We start from the raw sequence: 7155 nt of genomic DNA on the forward strand, positions 1-7155 counted from the left end.
CATATAATTTATTATAATTATAGCTAACATGTATTCGCTTCGTCGCTATGACTGGACCCTTCAACTGGCGGCCTTGATCGTGTGCGCCTACTTCCTGGCCCGCGCGATCACGACGTATTGGGGGGGCGTCTTGGAGTCCGCGAGCGTCGCCGTCACGGAGGTGCCCGTGGCCCCGTCCGCTCCCGCGGAAACCGGCGAGGGAGGAGAGGCCTCTCTCGACCTCTACAAGGTGATCGAGGAGCGGAACATCTTCAATTCGGCGGAGGTCGCCGCTCCCGAAACCGGCCCGTCGGATCTCAGTTCGCAGCAACTGGGCGAGATGGGGCCCGCGGTGAAAACGAGCCTGGACATCAAGGTCCAGAGCACGCTCGTCATCGGGGACGGGACGGACCGCCGGTCGTCGGCCATGATTTCGGGAGGCAAGACCAAGGGCAGCAAGGCCTTCTTCGTGACCGACGAGGAGACCTTCGCTCCCAACGTGAAACTCACCAAGGTGGACAAGGACCGCATCGAATTCGTCAACAACGGGCGTCTGGAATACGCGGAGCTGGAGGACTGGGCCTCGAAGAAGAGCGTCTTCTTGCCTCCCGAAGAGGTGCACGGCAGGGATGCGAAAGGGGCGGCTGATAGAGGAAAAACCGCTGAAGACACCGGCGCCTCAGCCGGAAAAATCGTTCTGGATCAAAAAGAAGTTGATGATGCGCTCCAAAACCTGGATAAATTGCAGCAGGAAGTGCGCATCGTCCCGAATTTCCAGGATGGAAAGCCGGCGGGCATGAAGGTGCTTTCGATCAAGCCGGGTGGACTTGTCAGCAAACTGGGCATCCGCCGCGGCGACGTCCTCGAAAAAGTGAACGGCCAGGAGTTGGACATCAGAAGGGGCATGGAACTCTTCAGCAACATGAAAGATTCCAAAAACTTCTCACTGGACGTCACTCGAGGGGGCAAAAATCAGACACTCGAATATGAAATCAAATAGGCTCGCGGCCGCTCTCTTGGCCTTTCTCTTCGGGGTGGACGCGATGGCGGCGGATCTGCAGCCTCTCCCGCCTGTGGCGCTTCCGCCCGTGGTTTCGGCGCCGGGAGAAGTGACGGGGACCGCGGCGCCCGGGTCTCAAATCCCGTCCGCGCTCCCTCCGACGGTGACGCAAGGGCCAGGCATGTCGGCGGGACCGACGTTCGCCTCGCCGCCCGTCCTGGCCCCCGCGCCCCAGCCCAAGCCGGTGCCTCCGGTGGGCGTGACGACGAGCCAGCCGCTCTCGCCGGTGTCTCCAGCTCCTCTCTCTGGCCCCCAAGGACCACAGGGTGCGAGTGGGGCTCAAGGACCGCAGGGCGAGATGGGTGCTCAAGGCCCGGCTGGACCTCAGGGTCCCCAAGGGGTCCCGGGACCTCCGGGAGCCACAATGCCGAGTGCCGTCATTCCCAGCGTTCCACCCGTTCCCTCCGCCCCTCCCTTGGGGACCGTCACGGCGACACCCTTGTCGCCCTATACGCTGCCCGTTCCGTCGGCGCCGCCTTCGCCACCGATCGCCTTTGAACCCCCGGCCCCGCCTCCAGCACCGCCCGTTCTCGCATCTCCGGCGTTCGAAGGCGGAGCGGCTCCGCCGTCGACGATGGCGATCGCCGAGCCGGTTCTGACCCAGCCGATGCGTCCCGTGGCGGCCGAGACGATGGCCGAGACGGCGAAAAAACTGGAGGAAGAAGGGATCTACTTCAACATCGCGGACGACGACATCCGCGAGGTCGTCAAGCAGATCAGCCGCGCGTTAGGAAAGAATTTCCTTTTGGACGACAAGCTTCGCGGCAAGGTGACGATCATCAGCGAACGGAAGATGACCAAGGACGAGGTGTGGGAGGCCTTTCAGTCGGCCCTGGACGTTCTGGGGTACACCATCGTCGGCGGCCCGGCGGGCCTCCTCAAGATCGTGGCGGTCCGGGACGCCCTCAGCAACCCGATCGATTTCTATACCGACAAGACGCCGTTCACGGACCGCTTCATCACGCGTCTGATCACCCTCAAGAACATCAGCGCCTCCGACATGGCGAACGTCATCAAGGGGCTCGTTTCCAAGGAAGGAAATCTCTTCGCGTATCCGGTCACCAACACATTGATTCTGACCGATTCGGGGACGAACATCGACCGGCTCATGCGTCTCATCAACGAACTCGACCAGGAAGGGCCGCAGGAGGTCCTGGAAATTATTCCGATCGTTTACGCCAACGCCAAGGACCTCGCGGGCAAGATCACCCAGATTTTTGAGACGGAGAAGAGCGGCGCCCCGGCGGCCCCCGTCCGAGGGCGGACGCCCGCTGCAGCGGCCACGATGGAACTGGAAGAAACGCCGCGGCTCAGGAAGGTCATTCCGGACGACCGTACGAACTCCCTGGTGATCCTGGCCTCCAAGATGGCCATCAAAAAGGTGCGCGACTTGATCCGGAAACTGGACTCTCCGCTGGTGGGCGACGAGGGCGAGGTCCACGTCTATTACCTGAAGTACGCCAGCGCCAAGGACATGGCCACCGTCCTGAACGCGATCGCCGGGACCGTCGCGAAGGATACGAAGGACAAGAAGGGCGGGGGAACGGCGGCGACGGGGGCCGCGGCCGCGGCCGCGGCAACGACGCCCCTGGTGGGAGGGGCGGAGTTCTCCGGCAAGTTCACGGTCACCGCCGACGAAGGGACGAACGCCATCGTCATCACCGCCGGGGCCAAGGACTACAACACGCTGATCGACCAGGTGATCTCCAAGCTCGATATCCCCCGGCGCCAGGTCTACGTGGAGGCCGTCATCGTCGAACTCTCCGTGACCGAGAACCAGAGCCTGGGCGTCGGCATTCTGGGCGGAAAGAACTTCAACATCGGCGGGAACAACCTGGCCCTGTTCGGCAGCACGTTCGGATTCTTGGACGTCAGCAAGCTCTTAAGCGGGACGATCGGCGCCGCCAATACCAACCAGACGATCGACGTCAACCTTCCCAACACCGGCGGAGGGACGGGGACCAGCACCGTTTCGGTGCCGGCGTTCTTCTCGGCGATCCAGTTCGTGCAGAACAACACCAACGCCAACATCCTCTCGACTCCCAACATCCTGACTCTCGACAACCAGGAGGCCGAGATCAAGATCGGCAAAAAGGTTCCTTTCCCGTCCGCCTCGGCGACGACCATCGGCGGCAGCCTCCAGACCACCTTCACCCGCGAGGACGTCGCGCTGAGCCTGAAAGTGAAGCCTCAAATCAGCGAAGGGGGCGCGATCCGGATGGAGGTGACGCAGGAGGACCGCGACATCCTGCCGGACCAAAACGCCGCCTTCGCCGCGACGGCCGGGCCCACCACCTCCGAACGCTCGATCAAGACGGCGATCGTCGCGGCCAACGGCCAGACGCTCGTCTTGGGCGGCCTCATCAAGGACCGGTACACGACCCGGATCAACAAGATCCCGGGCCTGGGCGACATCCCCATCCTTGGCTACCTCTTCAAGCAGCGGGTCAAGGAGAAGGAGAAGGTGAACCTCCTCGTCTTCCTCACGCCCTACATCATCCGCGAGCCCCGGGATTTTCTGGCGATCCTGAACCGCAAGATCGAAGAGCAGAACCGGTTCATCGAGACGAACTTCAGCAAGGGCCAGCAAAAGCAGATTCGAAAGCAGCTCGAGACCCACGCCGACGCGATCCTCAAGGCCGGCCAATGGACGCCCGAAGCGGTTCCTCCGACGGAGGAGGACAGGTACCCGATGGAACTCGTTCCGCCGCCGCCCGCGCCGGGCGAGGAGACGGTTCCCTCCGGCGCCAAGACGAACGGCAAGAACGGCAAAAAGGCCGAGGCTAGCCCCAAGGCCCCGATCTCCGAGACGGCGGCGACGCCTCCTCCCGCCGCGGTACCGGTGACTCCGGACGAGGAAGAGTATTCCGACCTGGCGATCGAGCCCAAGTACCAGAAGAAATCCACGAAAAAGAAGACGAAGGCGACCGCTCCGGAACAGCCGCCGCCCGCCGCCGCGCCCGGCGAGTCGTCCGCGCCTCCCCCGTCCGGCGGGGATATAGATTTGGCGTACTGATTCCGACGTGTTATAATCCTTCCAAGTTAATTAAAGAAAACTTATGGAAGATCGTAGTCTTGGCGCCATTCTGCTGGAGAATTCGACGCTCACCCAAGAGCAGCTCGAAGAGGCCCTGAACTATCAACGCGAGAAGGGGGTCAAGCTGGGCGAGGCGCTGATCCAGCTCAAGTTCCTGAGGAACGAGGACATCCTCAAAGCCCTCTCCATCCAGCTGGGCATTCCCTATTTGAACAAGGTCGAATCCGAGGACGTCTCCTCCGACATCGTCTCCCTCTTGCCCTTGAACTACGCCAAGAAAAACGAGGTCCTGCCGCTCAAGAGGGAGAACGGAGGCATCCTCGTGGCCATGGCGGACCCCCTCAACCATTACGTGCTGGACGACCTCAGGCTCATCTACAACCAGGCCATCCGGCCCGCGATCGCGAACTCCTACGAGATCATGGGGGCCATCAACAACGTCTATAACAAGATGAGCGACATGGGCGATAAGGCGGCCGAGGACTTGGAGGAGGGCAACCTCGACACCATCGGAGCAGAACTGGAGGAGGTGCAAGATCTGCTCGACTCCGCCGACGAGGCCCCGATCATCCGGCTGGTCAATTCGCTCCTCTTCCGCGCGGTCAAGCAGAAGGCGTCCGACATCCACGTCGAGCCGTTCGAAAAAGACCTGATCGTCCGCTTCCGCATGGACGGCGTCCTCTACGACATCATGCACCCGCCCAAGAAGGCCTATGCCGCCATCTGCTCGCGCCTCAAGATCATGGCGAACCTGAATATCGCCGAAAAGCGCCTGCCGCAGGACGGGCGCATCCGGATCAAGATCGCCGGCAAGGACATCGACATCCGCGTCTCGACCGTGCCCACGGCCTTCGGCGAGTCGATCGTCATGCGTCTCTTGGACAAGAGCCACGTGGTCTTGGACATGGAAAAGCTGGGCATCACGGGCAAGACGCTGACCCAGATGCGCGAGGCGATCACCAAGAGCCACGGGATCATCTTGGTCACGGGGCCGACGGGTTCCGGAAAAACGACGACGCTCTACGCCGCGCTCTCGGAACTCAACACGCCGGACGTGAAGATCATCACCTGCGAGGACCCCGTCGAATACCAGTTGGACGGCATCAACCAGATTCCGGTGAACCCGAAGATCGACCTGACCTTTGCGACCGGTTTGAGGGCCATCCTGCGCCAGGACCCGGACATCGTTCTGGTGGGCGAGATCCGCGACAAGGAAACGGCCGAGATCGCCGTTCAGGCGGCCTTGACCGGCCACTTGGTGCTCTCCACGCTTCACACCAACGATTCGGCGTCGTCGATCACGCGCCTTCTCGACATGGGCGTGCAGCCATTTTTGGTCTCGTCATCGGTGGTTGCGATCCTGGCCCAGCGTCTCATCCGGAAGGTCTGCCTGGACTGCGCCAAGAAGTATGTGCCCAGCGAGACGGAGCTCACGCAGGCGGGGCTTACTCCCGAATCGCTCAAGGGCAGGCAGCTCTACCGGGCGGTCGGGTGTCCCAATTGCATGAACACGGGTTACGTCGGCCGACTCGGCATCCACGAATTCCTGACGATGGACGAGGATATCCGCACCCTCGTCATGCAGAACGTGGACGCGACCGCGATCAAGAAGGCCGCGATGGCCAAGGGGATGCTGACGCTCCGGGAGGACGGGGTGCAAAAGGCCCTCAAGGGTTTGACGACTCTGGAAGAGGTCATGCTGATCACGCAAGAAGACGTAGAACGCGAGAAGAAGGATGAAGCGGCTGCGTAAAGAGCCATCCCGCTTCCCGCGGGACAGCGCTCGCTACGGCTCGTAAAGGAAGCTAGTGCCCAATTTCGCCTACAAAGGAATGAACGCCCAGGGCAAGAACGCGACGGGCGTGATCGACGCCGAGTCCGAAAAGGCCGCTCGCGTCAAGCTCCGCAAGATCGGCATCTTCCCCACCATGGTGGGTGTCGAGGGTTCCAAAAAAGCGGGAGGCGGCCTCAGCCTCGGCGGCGACGTCAACCTGGGAAAATACTTTCAGCGCATCAGCGGCAAGGATCTGGCGACGATGACGCGGCAGATGTCGACGCTGATCGCGGCTCACATCCCCATCGTCGATACCCTCGCGGCCCTGGTCGAGCAGACGGAGAACCCCAAGCTCAAGGCCGTTCTGGGATCCGTGAAGGAAAGGGTCATCCAGGGAGGGCGTCTGTCCGACGCCCTGGCCGCGCACCCCAAGGTCTTTTCGACCATCTACATCGCCATGGTGGGTGCGGGCGAGGCCGCGGGCGCCATGGACGTGGTCTTGCAAAGGCTGGCGGAGCTGACCGAGAAGCAGGCGGCGTTGAAGAGCAAGATCCTCGGCGCTTTGATGTACCCCATCATCATGGGAGGCGTCGGCATGCTGCTCGTCTCGTTCCTGGTCGTCTACGTTGTCCCGAAGGTCACGAAGATCTTCGAGGACACGAAGGCCACGCTGCCGCTCCCGACCAAGGTCCTCATCGTCGTCAGCGACATGCTCCAGAACTACTGGTATATCGTCCTCATCGTCGTGGCGCTGATCGTTTACGGGGTCCGGCGCTGGCTCAAGACGCCCAAGGGTCGGCTGCTCTTCGACAAGATTTCACTCAAGCTTCCCATCTTCGGAAAGCTTTTCCAGCTCGTGGCGGTGTCTCGCTTTGCGCGGACGCTTTCGACGATGCTGGCCTCGGGGGTCCAGCTCCTCAAGGCTATGGATATCGTCAAGAATGTGGTAGAGAATACGTTGTTGATCCAGACGATCGAGACCACGCGGACGAGCGTGAAAGAGGGCGAGTCGATCGCCGAGCCCTTGAGGCGCAGCGGGCACTTTCCGCCGCTCGTGACCCACATGATAGCGATCGGGGAGAAGACGGGGGAGTTGGAGACGATGCTGACGAGGGTCGCCGACTCCTACGACCAGCAGGTGGACAACATGGTGGGCACGCTGACGACGCTCTTGGAGCCCATCATGATCCTGGTGATGGGGGGGGTCGTCGGGTTCATCGTCATGTCCATTCTGCTGCCGATTTTGCAGTTGAACCAAATTGGGTCGTAGCGGCACGGCGCGCCGTGCCCCTACAAGAACACATA

Annotated in this window: 4 protein-coding genes; all 4 read left to right on the forward strand. The window is 61.9% G+C overall.

What is annotated here, in order from left to right; genetic code table 11:
- Positions 1–28 precede the first annotated feature (28 nt).
- The 4 genes from gspC to gspF are packed head-to-tail and all read left to right on the forward strand — an operon-like array spanning position 29 to position 7120.
- The gene (gene gspC, locus VLJ37_08810) at positions 29–979 is read left to right on the forward strand and encodes a type II secretion system protein GspC (GenBank protein ID HSA59769.1); all 951 of its coding nucleotides are present in this window, start codon (positions 29–31) and stop codon (positions 977–979) included.
- A complete protein-coding gene (gene gspD / locus VLJ37_08815; GenBank protein HSA59770.1) occupies positions 966–4055 on the forward strand; it encodes a type II secretion system secretin GspD in 3090 nt (1029 codons plus the stop codon). The genes gspC and gspD overlap by 14 nt, the downstream gene beginning before the upstream one ends.
- Positions 4056–4098: 43 nt before the next feature.
- Positions 4099–5829, forward strand: coding sequence for a type II secretion system ATPase GspE (gene gspE, locus VLJ37_08820; GenBank protein HSA59771.1), 1731 nt, complete (start codon positions 4099–4101; stop codon positions 5827–5829).
- 55 nt (positions 5830–5884) lie between these two features.
- On the forward strand, positions 5885–7120 hold the full coding sequence (gspF, locus tag VLJ37_08825) for a type II secretion system inner membrane protein GspF (protein HSA59772.1): 1236 nt from the start codon (positions 5885–5887) through the stop codon (positions 7118–7120).
- Positions 7121–7155 lie beyond the last annotated feature (35 nt).

This window comes from bacterium (genome assembly GCA_035454885.1).
Classification (GTDB): domain Bacteria; phylum UBA10199; class UBA10199; order JACPAL01.

What these genes read in the sequence shown, in the direction of transcription:
- gspC (HSA59769.1), top strand. Translation starts at nt 29, where the DNA reads ATGTATTCGCTTCGTCGCTATGACTGGACCCTTCAACTGGCGGCCTTG.
- gspD (HSA59770.1), top strand. Translation starts at nt 966, where the DNA reads ATGAAATCAAATAGGCTCGCGGCCGCTCTCTTGGCCTTTCTCTTCGGG.
- gspE (HSA59771.1), top strand. Translation starts at nt 4,099, where the DNA reads ATGGAAGATCGTAGTCTTGGCGCCATTCTGCTGGAGAATTCGACGCTC.